Source organism: Sphingomonas sp. (genome assembly GCF_965200135.1).
Lineage (GTDB): Bacteria > Pseudomonadota > Alphaproteobacteria > Sphingomonadales > Sphingomonadaceae > Sphingomonas.
This window is the reverse complement of sequence record NZ_CBDATK010000002.1, coordinates 102,708-124,282: the sequence shown is the minus strand read 5'-3', so window position 1 is coordinate 124,282 and position 21,575 is coordinate 102,708. Positions and strand designations below refer to the sequence as shown.

Here is a 21,575-nt window from a genome sequence, read left to right as displayed (position 1 = left end):
ATCATGCTTCAGCCCAGCCCCGCCTTCATGACGCGCGCGCGTCCGTTTGCGCTGGCCCGGTGGCTATGGGCGGTGGCAGGGCTGATCGTGGCGATGGTGGTGGTCGGCGGGATTACCCGGCTGACCGAGTCGGGGCTGTCGATCACCGAGTGGAAGCCGATCACCGGCGCGATCCCGCCGCTGACCGACGCGCAATGGCAGGCGGCGTTCGACGGCTACAAGCGCATTCCGGAATATCGCGCGTTCAATCAGGGAATGACGCTCGCCGGGTTCAAGGCGATCTTCTTCTGGGAATATCTGCACCGCCTGCTCGGGCGGATCATCGGGCTGGCGTTCGCCGGGCCGCTGATCTGGTTCTGGGCGAGGAAGCAGATCCCGGCGGGGTACAAGCCGCGGCTGGTCGCGCTGCTGGCGCTGGGCGGGCTGCAAGGGGCGATCGGCTGGTGGATGGTCGCGTCCGGCCTGTCGGTGCGGACCGATGTCAGCCACCTGCGGCTGATGGTCCACCTGCTGACCGCGCTGGTGATCCTGGCGGGGATCGTCTGGACCGCGCTCGATCTGGTCGCGCTGAAGCGGCAGCCGCTGGTGCCCTCGGCACGGCTGCTGCCGGTCGCGGGCGTGGCGCTGATCCTGCTGTTCGTGCAGCTCGGCTTCGGTGCGCTGACCGCCGGGCTCGACGCGGGCTATGCCTATGCCAGCTGGCCGCTGATGGGCGATGCGCTGTTTCCCGCCGGCGCGCTGCCGCCGGGGGCGGGCTCGGGCGAGCTGGTCAACAACCCGATCGTCGTCCAGTTCGTCCACCGCTGGCTGGCGTTCGTCGCCGCCGCCGGTCTGTGCGTGCTCGCCTGGCGTGCCGGGCGGATCGGCAGCCGCGCGGGGCTGGCGGTGGTCGGGCTGGTGGTGCTGCAGATCGGGCTGGGCGTCGCGACACTGCTGTCGGGCGTGCGGATCGAGGTGGCGGTGTGGCACCAGCTCAACGCCGCGCTGCTGCTGATCGCCACCGTGACCGCCGCGCATGCGATCGGTCGCGCCCGCACCTGACGGGTATCCCATTACCCGTCAGCAAAGCCGCCGTAAAGCTTGACTTCGACGGCCCGCTACAGCATTGGCGCAGCACACGCCGCCTCCTTATCGGGGCGGCGCTTTGTTTCATTCGAAAGGTCAACACGCCCATGAAGGCGCTGATGAAGACCACCAAGTCGGTCAAGCCGCACGAGGTGGAGAAGAAGTGGCATATCGTCGATGCCGAGGGTCTGGTCGTCGGGCGCGCGGCGGTGGTGATCGCCAACGTCCTCCGCGGCAAGCACAAGACCAGCTTCACGCCCCATGTCGATTGCGGCGACAACGTCGTCGTCATCAACGCCGACAAGATCCGCTTCACGTCGAACAAGGCGGAAAAGAAGATCTATTACAAGCACACCGGCTATGCCGGCGGCATCAAGAGCGTGACCGCGGCCAAGGTGCTGGAGGGCCGCTTCCCCGAGCGCGTGCTGGAAAAGGCCGTCGAGCGCATGATCCCGCGCGGGCCGCTGGGCCGCGAGCAGATGCGTAACCTCCGTATCTTCAAGGGCACGGAGCATCCCCACACCGCGCAAGACCCGCAGGTGCTCGACATCGCCGGCATGAGCCGCAAGAACAAGGTGGGCGCATAATGTCCGACAACCGCCAGTCGCTTTCCGACCTCGCCAGCCTGACCTCGCAGGCGCCGGCCCCCGCCCCAACCGGCGGTGACGACGCCGCGCCGCAGGCCGCCGCTCCCGTCGTGTCGACCATGCCGCTGCGCGAGCAGATCATCGACAAGCAGGGTCGCGCCTATGCGACCGGCCGCCGCAAGGATGCCGTCGCGCGGGTCTGGCTGAAGCCCGGCACCGGCAAGATCACGATCAACACGCGCGATCAGGAAATCTATTTCGCACGGCCGACGCTGCGCCTCGTCATCAACCAGGTGTTCGGGATCACCGAGCGCGAAGGTCAGTACGACGTGATCTGCACCGTCAAGGGCGGTGGCCTGTCGGGTCAGGCGGGCGCGGTGAAGCACGGCATCAGCCAGGCGATCACCAAGTACGAGCCGGCGCTGCGCGCCTCGGTCAAGGCGGCAGGCTTCCTGACCCGCGACAGCCGCACGGTGGAGCGCAAGAAGTACGGCCGGGCGAAGGCACGTCGTTCGTTCCAGTTCTCTAAGCGTTAAGCGGACAGTTGGCGCCCGGCCTGTGCCGGGCGTCACGATCGGACGAAGGGGCGGTCCGGCGACGGGCCGCCCTTTTCGCGTGTGCCGCGATCGCGGTTGTTCATTCTTCGTCACCCCGCCCTTGAGCCGGGGTCCCGCTGCCTTGTCCCGCGCGCAGAAGAAGCGGGATCCCGGGTCAAGCCCGGGATGACGGTGTAGGGGGACGCCATGCCCCTTCCCCATCTCCATCAAGTCGGCCCGCACCGCCTGCTCTTCGTCATGGCGACCGAGCATGAATACGGCCCGGCGTTGCGCGCGCGTATCCGGCCGCTCATCACCGGCGTTGGTCCGATCGAGGCGGCGGCGGGGACCGCGGCGGCACTGGCGACCCTCGCCGCGGCGGACGCGCTGCCCGATGCGGTGGTCAGCCTCGGCTCGGCCGGATCGCGCCGCCTGCCGCTCGGCACGGTGTATCAGGTGAGCGACGTCAGCTGGCGCGACATCGACGCCTCGCCGCTCGGCTTCGCTCGCGGGGTGACGCCGTTCGCCGACTTCCCGGCGGTGGTGACGCTGGCGACGCCGCTCGCCGGCGTGCCCACCGCGACCCTCTCGACCGGCGCCGACATGGTGGTGGGCGCTGCGTATGACGCGATCGACGCCGATCTGGTGGATATGGAGACCTATGCCGTCTGGCGCGCCTGCGCCCGTTTCGATGTCCCGCTGATCGGCCTGCGCGGTGTGTCCGACGGGGTTGCCGATGGCGAGCGGCTCGACTGGACGGCGCTGCTCGGGTTGCTGGACGAGCGGCTGGCGGCAGCGGTGGGTGAGCTTGTCGAGGTGGGCATTAGTGTCTGCTAATGGTGGAAAGCGGACGTTGTGTCAGGCTATCGAACGCTCATGGTTGAAGCCGCGCTCCTTTCCCGGCAGCCTTACAGGCGGCGGACATGGATGCGACAGCGGCTGCCGTTCTGGGCGCTTAGCTGGGCTCCGAAGGGAACCGACTGCGAGGCTGCGGGCGGACAGCACGAGTGGTACAACGAAGACGGGCAGCGCTCAGCTTGTTACCATTGCGTGGTTACCGATGGCGGCCGGCGCTGGTGAGCGAAAGTCCGTTGTTGGTGGAAAGCGGACATTGACGTATCATTTGGATTTAAGCATCCTCACGGTAAGAAACAACCTGAAGTGAGAGTTGCCGTGAAATCGATTGCTCGGCACCGTCTAGAGATTGTGCTCGGAAGCGTGATTCTGATCGGCATGCTATTCTATCTGGGTTGGCTTCGCTGATCGCCAGCCGACGGCTTCTAGCTGCATGTCCGGTTTTGGGTGATTGCGATCCTTCGCCGCGCCGCACGAGCCGAACGTCCGTTAATGGTGGAGGGCAGTCATACGGCTTCGAGGTCGACAGCGTCGACCCGGTGTTGGAGCCCACCACCCTTGTCATAGACAAACGCGAACTGCGCGCCGATCAGCGGCACCAGCCTATGGGGGTCGCCGCAGCGGACATGATCGAAGGGATGCTCTACACTCACCAGATCAACGATCCGATTCGAATGGCCGTCCTCAACAGTAAACCATGCGTTGCACTCGGCTGACGGCAAGAAGCCATACGGGAGCATTCGAAGCCTTGCCGCCCCTGCCTCCCCGCACGCGTGGAAGGCGCAAGGCTCGCTCACCAGCGTCTTGAAGAGTGCCTCTGCAACCCTGTCCCAACCATCTCCTTGCTGCCCATCTTTCCACGGCACCTCTGCCCGGTTGAGGCTTGGCACAAGCGCGCGGCAAGCCTCCACGAAGTTCAGGATCAGGTCCGTAACGGTGATGCTAGCCATGCAACGACACTACGCGCCTCGTTCAAATGTTCGCAATTGGGCGTTAGCGGACGGACGCGCGGCTGGCGATCACAGCGTCGACTTTGGCGACTTTGTCTCGAAGCCTCTCAAGATATGGCCGCCCATACGTTTCCATCCGGTCGGCCGGGTAGTTCCGGATCGCGTCTTGATAGCGTTGCGCCTGATCCACCAAGTCAGCCCGGAGGCGCTCCAGATCACGATCTGAAAGTCTTTCACGCTCGACATAGGCTCGCTCGATGAACACCGCTCCATGTTAGGTCGGGCGCTCCTCAACCACCAGTCCAATGTCCGCTATTGGGCGTAAGCGGACGTTCGCTACGCCGCAATCCGATCCGCAAACAGCGTCCCCAACTCCCGCTTCAATATTTTCCCGTTCGCGTTCCTCGGCAGCGTCTCGTCAACGAACCGGATCGCCACCGGAGTCTTGAACACCGCGAGCCTGGCCTTCACCCATGCCTGCAGCTCCGCCTCGGTCGCCGTCATGCCGGGCGCCAGATGCACCACCGCCGCCGGTTCCTCGCCCAGCGTGCGGTGCGGCAGGCCGATCAGCGCGCAGTCGGTGACGGCCGGGTGATCGTAGAGGACGTTCTCGACCTCGGTCGAATAGATGTTCTCGCCGCCGCGGATGATCATGTCCTTGGCGCGATCGACGACATACAGGAAACCTTCGCCGTCAAGCCGCGCCAGATCGCCCGTCCGTACCCAGCCGTCGACGAAGGTCTCCGCCGTCGCCTCGGGCTTGCGCCAATATTGCTTCACGATCATCGGCCCGCGCGCCCACAGCTCGCCGACCGCGCCGACGGGCAGCACGGTCGTGCCGTCCTCGTCCCTGATCTCCAGATCGGCGGTCGCGACCGGCGGGCCGGCGCTGGTCGGGCGGTTGAGATAATCCTCCGCCGCGTGATGCGTGACCGTCGCCATCGTCTCCGTCATGCCCCAGCCGTTACCGGGCAGCGCGCCGAACTCCTCGTAGATCTTGCGGACCAGCTCGGGCGCGGACGGCGCGCCGCCATAGGCGATCGCCTCGATCGAGGAGAGGTCGTAATTGTGGCGCTCGGGATGCTCGATCAGCTGCCAGGCGATCGTCGGCACGCCGCCGGTGACATTGACCTTCTCGCGCTCGATCAGCTCCATCGCGCGGATCGGGTCCCATTTGCGCATATAGACGTTGGTCGAGCCGCCCGCGACCGTGCCCATCAGCCCGGCGGAACAGGCGGTGACGTGGAACAACGGAATCACCGTCAGGCTGGTGCGCGGCTGCGGCTCCGGGATCGGATCGCCGCGGCGCAGGAACGACCGCGCGCCGGAATAGCCGCCCGACATGATGTTGCTCATCATGTTGCGGTGCGTGCCAAGCGCCCCCTTCGGCGCGCCGGTCGTGCCGCTGGTGTAGAAGATCGTCGCGTCGTCGTCGGTGGCGATTTCGACGGCGGGCAGCGCCGTCTCGGGCAGCGTCGCCCAATCGTGCGGCGTGCCGATCACGTCCTCCAGCCGGTGGGCGATGCCGTCCAGCGGCGCGGTCGCGCGGGCGACCAGGACGTGGCGCAGGTCGGGCAGCGTCGGGTAATGCTCGCTCAGCCGGACCTGGCGCTCGTCGTCGCAGATCAGCACGACCGCCCCCGAATCGCGCATCCCGTATTCCAGCTCCGCGCCGGTCCACCAGGCGTTGAGCGGCACCATGATCGCGCCCATCGCGGTCGCGGCGAAAAAGGCGACGGGCCATTCGGGCAGGTTCCGCATCGCCAGCGCGACCCGGTCGCCCTTGCCGACGCCGAGCCGCGCCAGCTCGTTCGCCAGCGCCGCCGTCGCGCGCCAGTTCGCCTCGTAAGTGACGCGCTCGTCCTCGTAGATCGAGATCAGCCGCTCGCCATGCGCGCGGCTCGCCTCGATCAGAAAGCGCAGCGACGGCGGCGCGTTCTTCCACACCCGCGTCGGCACGCCACGGATCGTCACCGTCTCCATCTCGAACTTGCCGCCGGGCACGGTGAGCTGCCCGGCCGCGTCGGCAAGCGACATGGCGGGCCATCCGGCGGGCAGCGGGACGATTGGCTGACTGGCGGGCTGGCTGGGCTGGCTGGCCAAGGGGGCGATCCTCTCGTGCGATTTTCAGAACAACGGGTTTTCCCGTTACCCGGACAGGTTAGAGTTGATTCGCGACGCGCTCAAGGCGATAGGGTGCAGGTGATTTGAATTAGGGGTATGGATTTGGCCTTGCCGATCGCCGACGCCGCCCAGCTGGGGTTCGCCCCCGACCGCCTGCAGCGGATCGATGCTTTCCTGCGCGACAAATATGTCGAGTCGGGGCTGCTCCCCCACGCACAGCTGCTGATCGCGCGCGACGGCGAGATCGCGCATTTCAGCAGCATCGGCACCGCGCGAGAAGGCGGCGAGGCGCTGGCCGACGACGCGCTGTTCCGGATCGCGTCGATGACCAAGCCGATCACCTCGATCGCGTTCATGCAACTGGTCGAGGACGGCCTGGTCGCGGTCGACACGCCGGTCCACCACGTCCTGCCCGAGTTCAAGGGCGTCGGCGTCTACAATGGCGGCGGCGCGGGCGTACCGTTCGTGACGAAGCCGACCGGCGAGCCGATGCGGATGCTCGACCTGCTGCGCCACACGGCGGGGCTGACCTATGGCTTTCAGAACCGCTCCAACGTCGACGCCGCCTATCGCGAGGCGAAGCTGGGCGAGTGGCACGGCGGCGACGATCTCACCGCCTTCATCGGCAAGCTCGGCGCGCTGCCGCTGGAGTTCTCGCCGGGTGAGGCGTGGAACTATTCGGTCGCGACCGACGTGCTCGGCGCGGTGGTGGAGCGGGTGTCCGAACAGACGCTGGACGTCTATTTCCGCGAGCGCATCTTCGCGCCGCTGGGCATGGACGACACCTTCTTCCAGGTGCCCGAGGACAAGGTCGACCGGCTGACCGACTGTTATGTCTTTCATCCCAAGAAGCGCGAGCGGGTGATGTTCGACCGTGGCGCCGAATCGAGCTGGGCGAAGCGGCCGAACCTGTTGTCCGGCGGTGGCGGGCTGGTCTCGACCGCGCTCGACTACCACCGCTTCTGTCAGATGTGCGCCGACGACGGCACGCTGGACGGCGTGCGGGTGATCGGGCGCAAGACGCTCGACCTGATGCGGACCAACCACCTGCCGAACCGGGCCGACCTGACGACCATGTCGAAGTCGCTGTTCAGCGAAACGCAGAACGCGGGCACCGGCTTCGGGCTAGGTTTCGCGGTGGTGCAGGACGTGGCACGCACGATGATGCCGGGCAGCGTCGGCGAATATTACTGGGGCGGGATGTTCTCGACCGCGTTCTTCATCGATCCGGTCGAGCGGCTGCACATGGTGTTCATGACGCAGCTGAGCCCGTCCGCGCTCTACCCGATCCGCCGCGAGTTGAAGACGATGATCTACGCGGCGCTCGTTTAACCCGTGCTCCTGCGAAAGCAGGAGCCCAGAGCCAAGAACGCCGCGCTTGCGGCCCTAGGCTCCTGCCTTCGCAGGAGCACAGAGGAGAGAAGACATGACCGCCCCCTCCCCCATCCGCACCGAGCGCCACGACGACGTGCTCGTCATCATTTCCGACAACCCGCCGGTCAACGCGCTCGGCGCGGGCGTCCGCAGCGGGCTGGACGCCGCGATCAAGCAGGGGGTCGCCGACGACTCGATCACCGCGATGGTGATCCGCTGCGACGGCCGCACCTTCTTCGCGGGCGCCGATATTACCGAGTTCGGCAAGCCGATGCAGGGGCCGGGGCTGGGCGAGGTGGTCGACGCGATCGAGGCGTCGTCGAAGCCGGTGGTCGCCGCGATCCACGGCACCGCGCTGGGCGGCGGCTGCGAGGTGGCGCTGTCGTGCCACTACCGCGTCGCGGTGCCGTCGGCGAAATTGGGACTGCCGGAGGTGAAGCTCGGGCTGCTGCCGGGTGCGGGCGGGACGCAGCGGCTGCCGCGCGTCGCCGGGGTCAAGCTGGCGGTGCAGATGACCGCGACGGGCGACCCGATCTCCGCCAAGGCGGCGGCGGACGCCGGGCTGGTCGACCGCGTCGTCGGCGAGGACAGCCTCGAAGCCGACGCAATCGCGTTCGCGAAGGAAATCGCCGGCAAGCGTCCCCTGCCCCGCGCGTCCGAGCAGACCGTTACCCCCGACCCCGATGCGATCGCGGCATTCAAGGCAGCGAACGGCCGCAAGATGCGCGGCTTCGACGCGCCTGCCGCCAACATCGCCTGTATCGAGCTGGCGGCGAGCGGCGCGTCCTATGCGGACGGTATCGCGTTTGAGCGGCAGGAGTTCATGAAGCTGATGTCCGGCACGCAGTCGGCCGCCCAGCGCCACCTGTTCTTCGCCGAGCGTCAGGCCGCAAAGGTCGACGACATCCCCGCCGGCACGGCGCTGCGCCCGATCAGGAAGGTCGGCGTGATCGGCGCCGGCACGATGGGCGGCGGCATCTCGATGAACTTTCTCCAGGCCGGCATTCCCGTCACCATCGTCGAGACCGCGCAGGAGGCGCTCGACCAGGGTGCCGGGACGATCCGTCGCAACTACGAGAACTCGGCGAAGAAGGGCCGCTACACGACCGAGAAGGTCGAGGGGATGATGGGGCTGCTCACCCCCACCCTGTCGCTCGACGATCTCGCCGACTGCGACCTCGTGATCGAGGCGATCTACGAGAATATGGACGTCAAGAAGGAGCTGTTCGGCAAGCTCGACGCGATCTGCAAGCCGGGCGCGATCCTGGCGTCGAACACCAGCTACCTCAACATCGACGAGATGGCGGCGGTGACGAAGCGCCCCGGTGACGTGATCGGGATGCACTTCTTCTCGCCCGCCAACGTCATGAAGCTGCTGGAGGTGGTGCGCGGCGCCGCGACCAGCCCCGACGTGCTGGCGACGGTGATGGCGCTGGCCAAGCCGATCGGCAAGGTCGCGGTGGTCAGTGGCGTCTGCCCCGGCTTCATCGGCAACCGCATGCTGTCGCAGCGCGGCGGGCCCGCCAACCAGATGCTGATGCAGGGCGTCGCCCCCGAGCGGATCGACAAGGTGCTGACCGACTTCGGCATGCCGATGGGCGTCTATCAGATGAGCGACCTCGCCGGCGTTGATATCGGCTGGCATCGCGACCCGATGCGGATCGAGAGCATCCGCGACGCGCTGGCCGCCAAGGGCCGCTGGGGGCAGAAGACCAAGAAGGGCTTCTACGACTACGACGAGAACCGCACCCCGTCGCCATCGCCCGAGGTGAAGCAGGTCATCGAGGAGTTCCGCGCCAAGTCCGGGCAGGAGGCGAAGGACTATAGCGACGAGGAGATCCTGGGCGCGCTGCTCTACCCGATGGTCAACGAGGGCGCGAAGATCCTCGACGAGGGCATGGCGCAGCGCGCGTCGGACATCGATGTGGTGTGGATCTATGGCTATGGCTGGCCGGTCTATCGCGGCGGGCCGATGTTCTGGGCGAACACGGTCGGGCTCGACAAGGTCGTCGCCGGGCTGGAAGCGCAGGGCGTCGCGGTCGCGCCGCTGCTGCGCCGCAAGGCAGAGGCGGGCGAGAAGTTCTGATGGACATGTTGGCTCAGCCCTCTCCCGCGTGCGGGAGAGGGACAGCCGCGAAGCGGCAGGGTGAGGGCTGGGCGCACGGCATCGACCGTTCCGCACAGAGCCCTCACCCGACCTCGCTTCGCTCGGCCACCCTCTCCCGCAAGCGGGAGAGGGCAAAGTGAAGTCCGCCCTCGCCACCGCCGCCGCCGTCCGCGCCGGCGCGATCACCGCCGCACAAGTCTGCGACGAGACGATCGCCCGTATCGAGGCTCGCGACGGGGCGCTCAACGCCGTAGTCGTACGTGACTTCGACCGCGCACGCGCCGCCGCCGCCGCGCTGGACGCGCGCATCGCCGAGGGCTTCGACGCGCCGCTGCTGGGCGTCGCGATGACGGTGAAGGAGAGCTTCGACATCGCCGGCCTGCCCACCACCTGGGGCTTCGCCGAGCACGCCGACCACATCGCGCAGGCCGATGCGCTGGCGGTGGAACGGCTGAAGGCGGCGGGCGCGATCATCGTCGGCAAGACCAACGTGCCGGTCAGCCTCGCCGACCTGCAATCGAACAACCCGGTCTATGGCCGCACGCTAAATCCGCATCATCCGGAGCGCTCCGCCGGCGGCTCGTCGGGCGGCGGCGCGGTGGCGCTGGCGAGCGGGATGGTGCCGCTGGAATACGGCTCCGACATCGGCGGCTCGATCCGCGTTCCCGCCGCGTTCAACGGCGTCTGGGGGCACAAGCCGACTTTCGATGCGCTGTCCAAGGAGGGGCATTTCTTTCCCCGAACCGATGCCGCGCGCGGGGCGCTGTCGGTGATCGGGCCGATGGCGCGCGACGCGGACGACCTGGCGCTGGCGCTCGACCTCGTGTCGGACGTGACGCTGCCGCGCGACGGCGAGCGCGCGGCGGGCGACTGGCGCGTGCTGGTGCTCGACCACCACCCGGCAGCGGACGTGCAGGCGTCGATCCGCGCGGCGCTCGGCGGGCTGGCGAGCGCGCTGGCGACCGCCGGTGCGACGGTCACCCACGCCAGCGACGCGCTCCCCGACCTGACGGCACAGCATCGCCACTACATGACGATGCTCAACTGGACGATCATGCGCGGCCGCGCGCAGGGCGAGCACCCCGCGCCGACGCTGGCGCAATGGTTCGACGTCGAGGACGAGCAGGCGCGCTGCATCCGGCAGTGGAAGCGGCTGTTCGCGACGGTCGACGCGGTGATCGCGCCGACACTGGGCACCGTCGCGTTCCCGCACGACGACGCGCCGATCGCGGAGCGCCGCCTCGACATCGACGGCACCGACACCGCGTTCGGCGCGCAGTTCGCGTTTCCGGGCCTCGCCACCTTCCCGCTGCTGCCCGCGACCTCGGTGCCGATCGGCCGCGACGCCGACGGCCTGCCGATCGGGGTGCAGATCATCACCGACGCCTATCGCGACCACCGCGCCATCGACCTCGCGCGACTGGTCCACCGCCTCACCATCGGAGCATCCGCATGACCGATCTCGACACGTTCCGATCCGACACCCGCGCCTGGCTGGCGGAGAACTGCCCGCCCGAGATGCGCGAGCCGGTGCGCTCCGACGCCGACGTCTGCTGGGGCGGACGCAGCTACGATCCGACCGCCAATCCGGCGCAGGCGCGATGGCTCAAGGTGATGGGCGAGCGCGGCTGGACCGTGCCCGACTGGCCCAAAGCCTATGGCGGCGGCGGCCTGTCGGCGGCGGAGACCAAGGTCCTACGCGAGGAGCTGGCCGCGATCCGCGCGCGCAATCCGCTCAACAGCTTCGGCATCTCGATGCTCGGGCCGGCGCTGTTGAAATACGGCACCGAAGAGCAGAAGCTCGATTACCTGACGAAGATCGCGCGCGGCGAAATCCGCTGGTGTCAGGGCTATTCGGAGCCGAACGCCGGCTCCGACCTCGCCGGGCTGGCGAGCAGCGCGATCAGCGACGGCGACGATTACGTCATCAACGGCCAGAAGGTGTGGACCAGCTACGCCGACAAGGCCGACTGGATCTTCTGCCTCGTCCGCACGTCCAAGGAGTCGAAGCAGGGCGGCATCAGCTTCGTCCTGTTCGACATGGCGAGCGAGGGAGTCTCGACCAAGCCGATCCTGCTCATCAGCGGCTATTCGCCGTTCTGCGAGACGTTCATGGACAACGTCCGCGTGCCCAAGTCGCAGCGGGTGTACGAAGAGAACAAGGGCTGGGACGTCGCCAAATACCTGCTCGGCCACGAGCGCGAGATGATCTCCGGCATGGGGCTGGGTGGTCAGGGCGAGAACCCGTTGGTCGCGGGCGCGATCGCGACGATCGGGCTGGATCACGACGGCCGTCTCGCCGACCCGATGCTGCGCGCGCAGATCGCCGCGTTCGAGGTCCGCGCCAAGGCGTTCCGCTCGATGTCGGAGCGCTTCATCGACGAGCTGAAGGCCGGCAAGGCGCACCCCGCGCAGCCGAGCATGATGAAGTATTTCGGCACCGAGCTGAACAAGTCGCGCCACGAACTCATCATGGTGGCGGGCGGCTCGGACGCGCTGGAGTGGGAGAGCGACCGCTCGAACGGCGGCGGCGCGCCGCGCGCATGGTTGCGGACCAAGGCCAATTCGATCGAGGGCGGGACCAGCGAGGTCCAGCTCAACATCATCGCCAAGCGCATCCTGGAATTGCCCTCCTAACCCCGCTCGTCCTGAGGAGGCGCTGAGCGACGTCGACGCGCCGTCTCGAAGGACATGTGGTTCGAGACGAGGCTTCGGCTTCGCTCAGCCTCTCCTCACCACGAACGGCCTTATTCGACTGATCGGACCTTAGATGCCCCTCTACCTCGACGACGACCAGACCACGCTTCAGGACACGATCCGCGACTTCGTCGCCGACGCCGCGCCCGTGTCGCACATGCGTGCCCTACGCGACGCGGACGACCCCACCGGCTTCAGCCGCGACCTGTGGAAGCAGTTCGCCGAGATGGGCTTCACCGGCATCCTGGTCGGCGAGGATCAGGGCGGGCTGGGGCTCGGCCATGTCGAGGCGGGCGTGGTGCTGGAGGAGATCGGCCGCAACCTGTCGCCCTCCCCGTTCCTGACCACCGCCGTCGCCGCCGTCGCGGCGCTGCAGGGCACGGGCGCAGCCGCGCGCTGGTTCCCCGGCATCGTCGCGGGCGACACCGTCGCGGCGCTGGCGATCGACGAGGGGGCGAAGCATCGCGACTCCGTCGGCCTCCGGGCAGAGCGATCGGGTAACGGCTTCAAGCTGACCGGCACCAAGCGCTTCGTCACCCACGGCCATGTCGCCGACCTGCTGATCGTCGCCGCGCGCACCGCCGGGTCGGCCGACGACGAGGACGGCGTGACGCTGTTCGCGATCGAGAAGGATGCCGCCGGCCTGTCGGCCACGCCCGAACGCCTCGCGGATGCCAGCATCGCCGCGCGGCTGGAGCTCGAAGGGGTCGAGGTCGATGCCGACGCGGTGATCGGCGAGGTCGATGCCGGACGCGATCCGCTCGGCCGCCTGCTCCGCGCCGGCCGCACCGGTGCGTCCGCCGAGCTGATCGGCGTCGGCGGCGGCGCGATGGACATGACGCTCGGCTACCTCAAGGAGCGCAAGCAGTTCGGGCAGCTGATCGGCAGCTATCAGGCGCTCCAGCATCGCGCCGCGCATCTCTACAGCGAGATGGAGGTCGCGCGCGCCGCCGTGCTCAAGGCGCAGCAGCTGCTCGACAGCGGGTCGGATCAGGCGGACGACGCGGTGTCGGTCGCCAAATCCTTCGCCGCGCTGGCGACGACATTGTCGGTGCAGGAAGGTGTGCAGATGCATGGCGGCATCGGCATGACCGACGAATACGACATCGGCTTCTACATGAAGCGCGCGCGGGTGCTGGCGGAGCTGTTCGGCGACGCCGGATTCCACGCCGACAAGCTCGCGCGGATGGCAGGATATTGAGGGGGGAGGTACGCCTGCGACGGCAGGCGCCCGGAGCCACGAGCGATGCGCGGGCGGCCCTTGGCTCCCGCCTTCGCAGGAGCACGAAATGACCGACGACTGGACCCCACCCCCGCCCCACGAACTCGCGGCGAACCTCGTGCGACTGCTCGACGTCGAGGAGATCGACACCGACCTGTATCGCGGCGCCCGCCTGCCCGGCGGCAAGGGCCGCGTGTTCGGCGGGCAGGTGATCGCGCAGGCGCTGCAAGCCGCGCAGCGATCGGTCGAAGGCAAGGACGCGCACTCGCTCCACGCCTATTTCATGCGTGCCGGCGACGAGCAGTTCCCGATCGTCTTTCGCGTCGTCCGCGATTTCGAAGGCAAGAGCTTCGCCAACCGCCGCGTCATCGCGTTGCAGCGCGGGCAGCCGATCCTCAACATGATCGCGTCGTTCCAGACGCCCGAGGAAGGACTGCATCATCAGGACACGATGCCCGACGTGCCCGGTCCCGATGAGCTGAAGTCGGAAAGCGAACTCCGCAAGGATGCCGCCAAGGACATGCCGGAAAAGGTCCGCACCTTCTTCCTGCGCCGCGCCAGTCCGATCGATATCCGCCCGCTCCACCCGCGCAGCTGGTTCACGCCGGTCAAGCGCGAGCCGCGCAACTACAGCTGGTTTCGCGTCGTCGCACCGATCGGCGACGACCCGGCGATGCACCGCGCGGTGCTGGCCTATGCGTCGGACATGGCGCTGATGGCGACCAGCATGATGCCGCATGGCGTCAACTGGACGACGCCGGGGATGCAGAGCGCCAGCCTGGATCACGCGCTGTGGCTGCACGAGCCGCTCCGCGCCGACGAGTGGCTGCTCTACGCTACCGACAGCCCGTGGGCGGGGCATGGCCGCGGCATGAACCGGGGCAGCATCTTCAGCCGCGACGGCCGGCTGGTCGCGACGGTCGCGCAGGAGGGTCTGATCCGTCTGCGGCAAGACTGATCTGGAGCAAAGGGCGCGCTAACTTCTTGTTTGCGGGTGCAAGTTAGACGGGTGTCCGGACCGCACCGGAGCCTCGAGAATGATCCGCCTGCTCTACATCAGTACCGCGCGCGAGCCGGTGACGCCGGAAATGCTCGCCGACATCCTGCGCACCTCTCGGCGTAACAATGTCGCCGTCGGCGTGACGGGCCTGCTGATCGTCGGCGGCCGCCGCTTCCTGCAAGCGCTGGAAGGACCACCCGAGGCGATCTTCGCGACCTATGACCGGATCGCGCGCGACCCGCGTCACTTTGCCGTGGTGCAGCTCGCCCGCGACACGATCGTCGAGCGCCAGTTTCCCGATTGGGCGATGGGTTCGCAGGCCGGCCGCACCGCCGGGGTGGACGCCGACGTCTCCGCCGCGGTCGCCGCGCTGATCGCCCCGATCACCGACCCGTCGCTGCGCGGCTATTTCAGCGGGTTCGCCGGCCGTCAGGCTGCGGCCTAGACCGCCGTGCGGCCGTATTCCTGCTTCGTGACCGGATGCGACGACGACAGCCCGCCGTCGACCGCGATCGCCTGACCGTTGACGTAGCTGGCGTCGTCGGACGCGAGGAACAGCGCGACCTTCGCCAGTTCCTCCGGCTGCGCGCCGCGCCGCAGCGGATTGAGCCGCCCGACGCGATCCATCTTGCCGGCGTCGCGGGCGTAATCGAAGGTCGGCTTGGTCATGCCCGTTTCGGTCAGGCCGGGACAGATCGCGTTGACGCGGACGTTCGAGCCCGACAGCTGCTGCGCCGCGGTCTTGGCGAGGTTGATGACCCCCGCCTTCGACGCCGAATAGGCCGGCGATCCCGCGCCGGAGCGGATGCCCGCGACGCTCGCCGTCAGGACGATCGCCCCCACCCCACGCTTGGCGATCTCCGGCGCGGCATGCTTGATCGCCAGATACGGCCCGATCAGGTTGACGCGCAGCACCTCGGTGATGAGTGCCACGTCGGTGTCGAAGATGTTCGCCATCCCGCCCGAGATGCCAGCGTTGGCGAACATGATGTCGAGCCCGCCGAACCGCTCGACCGCCAGCGCGACGACGCGCTGCACGTCCTCTTCCAGCCCGGCGTCGATCCGCACCGCCTCCGCCGTGCCGCCCGCGTCGCGAATCGCCTGCACGGTCGCGTCCGCGCCGTCGGTCTTGTCGGCGCAGATCACCCGCCCGCCCTCCGCCGCGAACAGCGTCGCCGCCGCGCGGCCGATCCCGGAGCCGGCGCCGGTCACGATGATGGACTTGTCCTGGAAACGCATCAGATCGTCACTCCCCCGTCGATCACCATCGTCTGGCCGGTCATGAAGGTCGACGCGCGGCTCGCCAGGAACACCACCGCGCCCGCGATCTCGTCCGGCTCGCCGATCCGGCGCAGCGGTACGCGGCTGTTCGCCTCCTCGGTGCGCTTCGGGTCCTCCCACAGCGCGCGCGCGAAATCGGTCTTGATGAGGCCCGGCGCGATGCAGTTCACGCGCACGCCGTCCGGTCCGAACTCGTGCGCCAGGTTGCGCGCCAGCTGCATGTCCGCCGCCTTGGAGATGCAATAGGCGCCGATCACCGTCGACCCGCGCAGGCCGCCGATCGACGACACGATGACGATCGAGCCGTCCCGCCGCTCGCGCATCGCCGGCGCGGCCATGGCGATCAGCCAGTGGTTCGAGAGGATGTTGTTGTCCAGGATCTTGCGGAATTGCTCGTCTGCGATCCCCTCCTGCGGCCCGTAATAGGGGTTGGAGGCGGCGTTGCAGACCAGGCAGTCGATCTGCCCGAACGCGCGCACGCTCTCGTCGACCAGGTGCTGGAGCGCCGCCCTGTCGGAAATGTTCGCCGCGACCGCGATCGCGCGACCCGCGCCGAATCGGCTGTCGATCTCCGCCGCGACCGCGTCGCAGGCGTCCTGCTTGCGGCTGGAGATGACGACGTTCGCCCCCTGCTCGGCGCAGGCGATGGCGGACGCCCGGCCGATGCCGCGCGACGAGCCGGTGATGACGACGGTGCGCCCGGTCAAATCGAATTGGCTCATGTCGACGAAGCTCCCTCTCTCGTCATCCCGGCGACGGCGATCACGCCCCCGCCTTCTCCGCGAAGTCCCAGCTGGCCTTGGCCAGCCGACCCACGCCCGCCGCACTTCGCTCGGCCTGCGCGCTGGACGCGGTGCCGTCGACGATGCGCTTCTTGATGCCCTGGACGATGCCGGTCAGCCGGAACAGATTGTAGCTGAAATACCAGTTGAGGTCGGGCACGCCGTCGCGCCCGGTCGCGGCGCAATAGCGGACGACCATCTCGTCCAGCGTCGGGATGCCGCTGTCGCCGCCGGCCACCCCCATCACGCCGGAACGACCCTCCGGCTGCGTCACCCAGCTCATCAGAAAGTAGGAGAAGTCCGCCAACGGATCGCCCAGCGTCGACAGCTCCCAGTCGAGCACGGCGATCACCTTCGGCTCGGTGGCATGCAGGATCATGTTGTCGATGCGATAGTCGCCATGGACGACGCTGGTCCGTGTCTGCTCGGGCACGGTACGCGGCAGCCATTCGATCAGCCGCTCGACCTCAGGCATGTGCTCGGTCTCGGACATGCGATATTGCTTGGTCCAACGCTCGACCTGCCGGGCGAAATAATTGCCGGGCTTGCCGAACGTTTCCAGCCCCGCCGCTACGTGATCGGTGTTGTGCAGGCCCGCCAGCGTGTCGCCCATCGCGTGATAGATCGCGGTGCGCTCCGCCGGCGCATAGTCGGGCAGCGTGCCGTCCCACAGGTTGCGCCCACCCGCGAACCCCATCACGTAGAACATCGTGCCGATGACGCTCTCGTCGGTGCACAGTCCGTACGGCCGCGCGACGGGAAAGCCGGTCGGGTACAGCCCGGCGATGACGCGGTATTCGCGGTCGACGGCGTGGGCGCTCGGCAGCAGCTTGCCGAACGGCTTGCGGCGCAGGACGTAGGTGCCCGACGGGCTGGTCAGCTTGTAGGTCGGATTGGACTGGCCGCCCGCGAACTTCTCATAGGTCAGCGGCCCGGCGAAGCCCTCGACGTTCGCCGTCATCCACGCGGTCAGCGCCGCCTCGTCCAGCCGGTCCTTGTCGGCGACCGGGATCGTCCCGGCCATCGTGGCTGCGGTCGCGTCGGTCACGCGAAGGTTATCACCGAGCGGGTCGTATCCCCCCGTCGCAGCTCGTCGAACGCATCGTTGATCCGTTCCAGCGGCATGCGATCGGCGATGATCGTGTCGAGGTCGAGCAGCCCTCGCTGGTAGAAATCCACCAGCCGGGGAATGTCGACCGGGAAATGGTTGCGCCCCATCAGGGCGCCCTGGAGTTTCTTGTCGGCGAGCAGGTCCAGCGCCGACAGGCCGACCTTTTCGGTCAGCGGCATCATGCCCAGAATCGTCGCGGTGCCGCCGCGCCGCAGCACCTTGACCGCCGTCGCCGCAGATTGCGGCCGGCCGACCGCCTCGATCGCGTGGTGGACGCCGCCGCGCGTCAGCTCGATGATCTCGTCCGCCGCGGTCTCGCTCGATGCGTCAATGACGTGGGTGGCGCCGAGCACGGTCGCGAGGTCGCGCTTCTCCGCCACCGGATCGACCGCGATCACCTTGCCAGCGCCCGCGATCCGCGCCGCGTTGACCGCCGCCAGTCCGACGCCGCCGCAGCCGACGATGCACACGGTCTCGCCGGGCACCACCTTCGCGGTGTTGAAGATCGCGCCCGCGCCCGTCGTGACCGCACAGCCCAGGATCGCGGCACGGTCGAGCGGCATCTCCGGGTCGATCGCGACGCAGGCGTGCTCGTGGACCAGCATCATCTCGGCATAGGCGCTGAGGTTGAGCATCTGCGCGATCGGCCGGTCGCCCAGCATCAGCCGCGGCTTGGCGCCCTTGGCGCGCTTCACGCCGGGATCGATGCACAGCGACATCCGGCCGGTGACGCAGAACTCGCAGTGACCGCAGAACGCCGAAAGACAGGTCACGACATGATCGCCGACCTTGACCGTCCGCACCTCGTCGCCGACCGCCTCGACCACGCCCGCCGCCTCGTGGCCGGGAATGCCAGGCAGCGGGTGCGGATAGGCCCCGTCGACGAAATGCAGGTCCGACCGGCACACCCCGCACGCGACGGTGCGGATCAGCACCTCGTGTGCGCCGGGCAGGTCGACGGTGACGTCCTCGACGCGCAACGGCGTCTTGGCTTCGAAGAGAACGGCGGCTTTCATTTTTCCTCTTTCGTCATCCCCGCGGCGGCGGGGACCCATCTCGCTCACTCACCACGAGCCCAAATGTCGGCGTCGGGTCCCCGCTTTCGCGGGGGTGACGGTCAGCGCGTCGCCGCCATGTCGCCCGACGACACGCGATCGTTGTTCGCCTTGTAGTCGGCGTACTTCCCGAACTCGTTGCGCGCGATCGCCCGGTTGTGGACCTCGTCCGGCCCATCGGCGAAGCGCAACGTCCGCATCGCCGCCCACTGGTGCGCCAGCGGAAAATCATCCGACACGCCGCCGCCGCCATGCGCCTGGATCGCGTCGTCGAGGATCGACAGCGCCATATTGGGCGCCGCGACCTTGATCATCGCGATCTCCAGCTGCGCCGACTTGTTGCCCGCCTTGTCCATCATGTCCGCCGCCTTGAGGCACAGCAGCCGCGTCATCTCGATGTCGATCCGCGCTTTGGCGAGGCGCTGTTCCCAGATCGAATGGCTCGACAGCGTCTTGCCGAACGCGACCCGACTGAGCAATCGCTTCGCCATCGCCGCGATCGCGGTCTCGGCGGTGCCGATGGTCCGCATGCAATGGTGGATGCGCCCCGGCCCGAGCCGGCCCTGCGCGATCTCGAAGCCCCTGCCCTCGCCGAGCAGCACGTTCTCGACCGGCACGCGCACGTCCTTCAGCTCGACTTCGCCATGGCCGTGCGGCGCGTGGTCGTAGCCATAGACCGACAGCATCCGCTTGATCCGCACGCCGGGCGTGTCCATCGGGACCAGGATCTGCGACTGCTGGCTGTGGCGCGAGCCCTCCGGGTTGGTCTTGCCCATCACGATCGCGACCTGGCAGCGGGGGTCGCCGACGCCCGACGACCACCATTTGGTGCCGTTGATGACGTAGTGATCGCCGTCCCGCTCCATCCGCGTCTCGATGTTGGTGGCATCCGACGAGGCGACCGCCGGCTCCGTCATCAGAAAGGCGGAGCGGATCTCCCCGTTCATCAGCGGGGCGAGCCAGCGCTCCTTCTGCTCGCGCGTGCCATAGCGGTGAAACACCTCCATGTTGCCGGTGTCGGGTGCGGAGCAGTTGAAGCATTCCGATGCCCAGCCGACCTTGCCCATCTCCTCCGCGCACAAGGCGTATTCGAGATTGGTGAGCTGCGTGCCCTCGAATTCGAACGTGTCGTCGACATGCGTCTGACCGGAGTGCGGCGGCATGAAGAAGTTCCACAAACCCGCCGCCTTGGCCTTGGCCTTGACCTCCTCGATGACCGGAATGACCTTCCAGCGCTCGCCGTGGTGTGCCTGCTCGACATATTCGGGCGTGCGGGGCGCGATCTCGCGCTCGATGAAGTCCCGGACGCGATCCCGAAAATAAGTCTCGCGTTCGCTGAGCGTGAAATCCATGCCGCTACCCTCTCGCGCTGTCCGTTGTCGACGCGCGTGTAGGCCATACCGAGTTTTCGGTAAAGCCGACTTTGAGGCAATCCTGCACCTATGAGAGAAAGCACTGTTGCTTCTAAACCGCCGCCCGCTAGCATATGCAGATGGCGGGGGAACAGGCAGTCGCGGACGGTGCGGAACAGGGCACCGCACGCTTTCGGCAAAAGCGCGACGCGATCCTCGCCGCCGCCGCAGAGGCGATCAACGAGCAATCGGCGAAGGGCATGACCTTCGCGGACGTCGCGCGCCGGGTCGGGCTGAACACCACCAGCGTCACCTATTATTTCAAGCGCAAGGAAGATCTCGCCGCCGCCGCATTCGAGCACACGCTCGATTACCTGCTGCTGATGCTCGACACCGCGATGGAGGCGGCGACGCCGGCGGAGCGCGTCCGCCGCTATCTCGCGCTCAACATCGCCCGGCTACGCCGGATCGAGCGCGGCGAGGAACGGCCGCTGGCGGTGCTGTCCGACCTGCGCGCGATGGAAGAGCCGATGAAGGCGCGGCTGCTGTCGGGCTGGCGTGAGGTGTTCCGACGCACGCGCGGGTTGTGGGGACCGGCGCCGACGCGGGCGCAGACGGACCTCAACGGCGCGCGCGCGCATGTGCTGCTGGAAAACACCTTCTGGCTGCCGGTGTGGCTGCGCCGCTACGAGCCCGACCAGTACGATCGCGTGGAGGCGCGGCTGTTCGACATCCTCGCGCATGGGCTGGCGGGGCCGGACGCGCGCTGGACGCCGCAACCGCTCGACCTCGCTCCCGACGAGCGCGAACCGGGCCGCGCGGCGTTCCTGCTGGCGGCGACGCGGCTCATCAACGAGCTGGGGTATCGGGGCGCGTCGGTGCAGCGGATCGCGTCGCAGCTGAACGTCACCAAGGGCAGTTTCTACCACCATCTCGACGCCAAGGACGAGCTGGTGATCGCCTGTTATCAGCGCAGCTTCGACACCATTGCGGCGGCGCAGGCGCGCGCGGACGCGGCGGGCGGCACGCACTGGCAGCGGCTGTCGAGCGCCGTCGCGGCGCTGCTCGACATTCAGTTCGCCGAACGCGCGCCGCTGCTGCGGACGACGGCGCTCAGCGGGCTACCCGCGCCGGTCCGCACGGCGATGGTCGACCGCTCCAATCTGATCGCGCGACGCTATGCAGGCACGATCATGGACGGCGTGGCGGAGGGATCGATGCGCCCGGTCGACGCGCTGATCGCCAGCCAGACGCTGATGGCGCTGCAGAACGCGGCGTTCGACATGCGGAACTGGGCGGGCACGATGCCGCGTGAGCGGGCGATCGCGATGTATGCGTCGACGCTGCTGTACGGGATGTTCGCCGAAGCGCCCACGCCGCCAGCGTAGCTGGCGACGAGAGGCGCAAGGCCGGCCGGCGGGTCGCCCAAAGAGCGAATCCGTCCGACGACGCGGCTTCGCCGCGGCGGCCCTTCTCA

General features: G+C 68.0%; 20 protein-coding genes. 12 read left to right on the top strand and 8 right to left on the bottom strand.

All coding sequences use genetic code 11. From position 1 onward, the window contains the following. The first annotated feature begins 3 nt into the window (after positions 1–3). From ACOFKS_RS01080 to ACOFKS_RS01065, 4 genes are all read left to right on the top strand, one after another. Positions 4–1,041 (top strand): COX15/CtaA family protein, encoded by a 1,038-nt coding sequence (locus tag ACOFKS_RS01080; protein ID WP_419807394.1) that lies wholly within the window; start codon positions 4–6, stop codon positions 1,039–1,041. Positions 1,042–1,172: 131 nt separating this feature from the next. After that, complete coding sequence (rplM, locus tag ACOFKS_RS01075) at positions 1,173–1,652, top strand: 50S ribosomal protein L13 (RefSeq protein ID WP_419807393.1); 480 nt, start codon at positions 1,173–1,175, stop codon at positions 1,650–1,652. Continuing rightward, positions 1,652–2,188, top strand: a complete 537-nt coding sequence (gene rpsI / locus ACOFKS_RS01070) for a 30S ribosomal protein S9 (protein ID WP_419807392.1) — start codon at positions 1,652–1,654, stop codon at positions 2,186–2,188. Before rplM ends, rpsI begins: the two co-directional genes overlap by 1 nt. Before the next feature lie 207 nt (positions 2,189–2,395). Further along, a complete protein-coding gene (locus tag ACOFKS_RS01065; protein ID WP_419807391.1) occupies positions 2,396–3,025 on the top strand; it encodes a 5'-methylthioadenosine/S-adenosylhomocysteine nucleosidase in 630 nt (209 codons plus the stop codon). A gap of 524 nt (positions 3,026–3,549) precedes the next feature. On the opposite strand, the gene ACOFKS_RS01060 is transcribed toward ACOFKS_RS01065, so the two are convergent. From ACOFKS_RS01060 to ACOFKS_RS01050, 3 genes are all read right to left on the bottom strand, one after another. Continuing rightward, the gene (locus ACOFKS_RS01060) at positions 3,550–3,993 is read right to left on the bottom strand and encodes a hypothetical protein (RefSeq protein ID WP_419807390.1); all 444 of its coding nucleotides are present in this window, start codon (positions 3,991–3,993) and stop codon (positions 3,550–3,552) included. A 43-nt stretch (positions 3,994–4,036) separates the two neighbouring features. Beyond that, the gene (locus tag ACOFKS_RS01055) at positions 4,037–4,258 is read right to left on the bottom strand and encodes a hypothetical protein (protein WP_419807389.1); all 222 of its coding nucleotides are present in this window, start codon (positions 4,256–4,258) and stop codon (positions 4,037–4,039) included. Between the two features lie 71 nt (positions 4,259–4,329). Next, positions 4,330–6,030, bottom strand: a complete 1,701-nt coding sequence (locus tag ACOFKS_RS01050) for a class I adenylate-forming enzyme family protein (protein ID WP_419807534.1) — start codon at positions 6,028–6,030, stop codon at positions 4,330–4,332. 183 nt (positions 6,031–6,213) lie between these two features. On the opposite strand from ACOFKS_RS01050, the gene ACOFKS_RS01045 reads away from it, so the two are divergent. The 7 genes from ACOFKS_RS01045 (at position 6,214) to ACOFKS_RS01015 (ending at position 14,962) form a co-directional block, all read left to right on the top strand. Continuing rightward, positions 6,214–7,449: a serine hydrolase domain-containing protein gene (locus ACOFKS_RS01045; protein WP_419807388.1), complete on the top strand. Its 1,236-nt coding sequence runs from the start codon at positions 6,214–6,216 to the stop codon at positions 7,447–7,449. Between the two features lie 94 nt (positions 7,450–7,543). Then, positions 7,544–9,577 (top strand): 3-hydroxyacyl-CoA dehydrogenase NAD-binding domain-containing protein, encoded by a 2,034-nt coding sequence (locus ACOFKS_RS01040; protein ID WP_419807387.1) that lies wholly within the window; start codon positions 7,544–7,546, stop codon positions 9,575–9,577. Positions 9,578–9,734: 157 nt separating this feature from the next. Then, complete coding sequence (locus tag ACOFKS_RS01035) at positions 9,735–11,054, top strand: amidase family protein (RefSeq protein WP_419807386.1); 1,320 nt, start codon at positions 9,735–9,737, stop codon at positions 11,052–11,054. Further along, a complete protein-coding gene (locus ACOFKS_RS01030; RefSeq protein WP_419807385.1) occupies positions 11,051–12,235 on the top strand; it encodes an acyl-CoA dehydrogenase family protein in 1,185 nt (394 codons plus the stop codon). The genes ACOFKS_RS01035 and ACOFKS_RS01030 overlap by 4 nt, the downstream gene beginning before the upstream one ends. A 133-nt stretch (positions 12,236–12,368) precedes the next feature. Further along, positions 12,369–13,496, top strand: coding sequence for an acyl-CoA dehydrogenase family protein (locus ACOFKS_RS01025; protein ID WP_419807384.1), 1,128 nt, complete (start codon positions 12,369–12,371; stop codon positions 13,494–13,496). 88 nt (positions 13,497–13,584) lie between these two features. Next, positions 13,585–14,475, top strand: a complete 891-nt coding sequence (locus ACOFKS_RS01020) for an acyl-CoA thioesterase (RefSeq protein ID WP_419807383.1) — start codon at positions 13,585–13,587, stop codon at positions 14,473–14,475. A 79-nt stretch (positions 14,476–14,554) separates the two neighbouring features. Next, complete coding sequence (locus ACOFKS_RS01015; RefSeq protein ID WP_419807382.1) at positions 14,555–14,962, top strand: BLUF domain-containing protein; 408 nt, start codon at positions 14,555–14,557, stop codon at positions 14,960–14,962. On the opposite strand, the gene ACOFKS_RS01010 is transcribed toward ACOFKS_RS01015, so the two are convergent. The 5 genes from ACOFKS_RS01010 to ACOFKS_RS00990 all read right to left on the bottom strand — a co-directional run bounded on the left by ACOFKS_RS01010 (position 14,959) and on the right by ACOFKS_RS00990 (position 20,098). Further along, on the bottom strand, positions 14,959–15,759 hold the full coding sequence (locus ACOFKS_RS01010; protein ID WP_419807533.1) for an SDR family NAD(P)-dependent oxidoreductase: 801 nt from the start codon (positions 15,757–15,759) through the stop codon (positions 14,959–14,961). The genes ACOFKS_RS01015 and ACOFKS_RS01010 overlap by 4 nt on opposite strands. After that, positions 15,756–16,520 carry an SDR family NAD(P)-dependent oxidoreductase gene (locus ACOFKS_RS01005; RefSeq protein ID WP_419807381.1) on the bottom strand — a complete coding sequence of 255 codons (765 nt, stop codon included), beginning with the start codon at positions 16,518–16,520 and terminating at the stop codon, positions 15,756–15,758. The genes ACOFKS_RS01010 and ACOFKS_RS01005 overlap by 4 nt, the downstream gene beginning before the upstream one ends. 40 nt (positions 16,521–16,560) lie before the next feature. Next, the gene (locus ACOFKS_RS01000) at positions 16,561–17,604 is read right to left on the bottom strand and encodes a phosphotransferase family protein (RefSeq protein WP_419807532.1); all 1,044 of its coding nucleotides are present in this window, start codon (positions 17,602–17,604) and stop codon (positions 16,561–16,563) included. A gap of 20 nt (positions 17,605–17,624) precedes the next feature. Further along, positions 17,625–18,707, bottom strand: coding sequence for a Zn-dependent alcohol dehydrogenase (locus ACOFKS_RS00995; RefSeq protein WP_419807380.1), 1,083 nt, complete (start codon positions 18,705–18,707; stop codon positions 17,625–17,627). Between the two features lie 101 nt (positions 18,708–18,808). After that, positions 18,809–20,098: an acyl-CoA dehydrogenase family protein gene (locus ACOFKS_RS00990; protein ID WP_419807379.1), complete on the bottom strand. Its 1,290-nt coding sequence runs from the start codon at positions 20,096–20,098 to the stop codon at positions 18,809–18,811. A 140-nt stretch (positions 20,099–20,238) separates the two neighbouring features. Here ACOFKS_RS00990 and ACOFKS_RS00985 point away from each other — a divergent pair, with 140 nt between their 5' ends. Beyond that, positions 20,239–21,486 (top strand): TetR/AcrR family transcriptional regulator, encoded by a 1,248-nt coding sequence (locus ACOFKS_RS00985; RefSeq protein ID WP_419807378.1) that lies wholly within the window; start codon positions 20,239–20,241, stop codon positions 21,484–21,486. Positions 21,487–21,575: the final 89 nt, after the last annotated feature.